This is a genomic window from Stenotrophomonas sp. CFBP 13718 (assembly GCF_014842145.1).
In the GTDB taxonomy this organism is placed as follows: domain Bacteria; phylum Pseudomonadota; class Gammaproteobacteria; order Xanthomonadales; family Xanthomonadaceae; genus Stenotrophomonas.
On record NZ_JACYVC010000022.1, the window covers coordinates 1 to 1,705 of the forward strand.

At 63.6% G+C, this 1,705-nt stretch carries 2 protein-coding genes; both read left to right on the forward strand.

Annotation, left to right across the window (positions count from 1 at the left end):
- Positions 1 to 75 precede the first annotated feature (75 nt).
- Positions 76 to 723 carry a hypothetical protein gene (locus IFT58_RS18610; protein ID WP_197974676.1) on the forward strand — a complete coding sequence of 216 codons (648 nt, stop codon included), beginning with the start codon at positions 76 to 78 and terminating at the stop codon, positions 721 to 723.
- The coding region (locus tag IFT58_RS18615) for a DUF6792 domain-containing protein (protein ID WP_192096546.1) at positions 720 to 1,705 on the forward strand (986 nt) is incomplete at its 3' end. The genes IFT58_RS18610 and IFT58_RS18615, both read left to right, overlap by 4 nt.

Here is a 1,705-nt window from a genome sequence, read left to right on the forward strand (position 1 = left end):
ACGCAACGCGGCAGATGCATGCCTGATCGCTCCTCATTGCCATTTCCCGGATCCGCGAAGAGGTTTTCCATTCACATGCGGATCCTGTCCTGCTTCGCCTTGCTGTTGCTTACTGCCTGCCACTCCGAGACCGCCATGAACCAGGAAATCGCCACCGCAGAACAGGACGTCGCACAGGGCGGCCGCGGGCTGGCCAAGCTCAATCCCGCTCCGCGACAGGCGTATGAGCTCGTACTGAAGATCCAGGACGCGCCGGGGCCCATCAACCTTGTCGAAGCGGTCGCGCAATACGATGTAACCAACGAAGCGCAGTGTGGGCGTATACAACCCGAGACCGAAACCGCCGGACGCATCACCAGCCAGGAGCCCGTGGAGCTGCGCAGGATTTCCGAGGGCGAGTACCGAGGCACGGTCTACCTGGACCGCATGCAGGACGAAGACTATTACGGCCGCGGTGTCTGCCACTGGGAATTCAGCGGCGCCAGCGCGGTGCTGAAGGCCACCGGTGCGGAGGGCGAAACCCGTTTTACTGCGTTCCTCGAATCCCCGGCTTTCACCAAGGGAGAGCCACTGACGCGCTATTACGCCAATGCCGTGTACCCACGCGCTGCTTCATTGCCCGACTACCGCGCAGGCGGTGAGGCCGCTCCTGGCGATTACAAACCCGAGCTGCGACAGGCACTGTTCTCTGTCCAGCTTTCCGCGCGTCAGGTCACGCCATGAGCTTGACCAGCCAGGACTATGCTGCGCTGTCCGATGATGCGTACAAGGATTACGCCGTTGGCCGCCGAGACACGGCAAAGGACGAGCTGGTCACGCTCAATGGCCATGCCTACAAGATCATCGAGCATGTAAACAACAGGAACACGGGTTACCAAGGCACCGTCTACGAGCGCGCCGACACCGGCGAAGTTGTCGTAGCGCACCGTGGCACCGAGCAGATCCTGCTGGATGCCGTGGTGACCGACGCCGGCATGGTGCTCTCGCGAACCAACCAACAGGCGCCGGACGCCATTGCCCTGACCCAGCGAGCGGTAGCCCAGGCGGAGGTCAATGCCTCCTTGAACGGACGGGCCGCCGAGGTCAGCGTCACCGGGCATTCGCTGGGCGGCGCGCTGGCCCAGGTCACCGCACACCATTTCGACCTCAAGGGCGAGACCTTCAATGCGTATGGCGCAACCAGCCTCGGCCTGCGCATCCCGGAAGGCGGCAACGCCATGGTCAATCATGTGATGGCAGCTGATCCGGTCAGCGCGGCGTCGGGCCACTATGGCCAGGTGCGTACTTACGCAACCGAAGGAGAGATGAATACGCTGCGGGCATCCGGCTTCCGCAATGGCGCGATCGCCAGTTTCTTGATTCCCGATTCGGCGTTGCTGGCGGCCGGGCGCTCGCTGGATTCGCACAAGATGGGCAACTTCCTGAACGAAGGCTCGGTGCTGGACAACCCCGCCTCGCAGGCATTGGCCAAGCAGAACGAAAGCCTCATCGGCGGCTACCGCGAGAAACTCGAGTCGCTGCGTGGCGGCCTGACAAGCGTCACCCGCGGCGGTATCGGCAACGCCGTGGACCTCTACGACCGCATCCGCGGCTCGCTGGATCCGGGTGAACCGGCCCGCAAGGCAGCAGAAGATGCGCACAAGCGCGATGGCGCCATGCGCATGGACAGCCCCGGCCACCCCGGCAACCTGCTGTTCCAGGACGC

What these genes read in the sequence shown, in the direction of transcription:
- IFT58_RS18610 (WP_197974676.1), top strand. Translation starts at nt 76, where the DNA reads ATGCGGATCCTGTCCTGCTTCGCCTTGCTGTTGCTTACTGCCTGCCAC.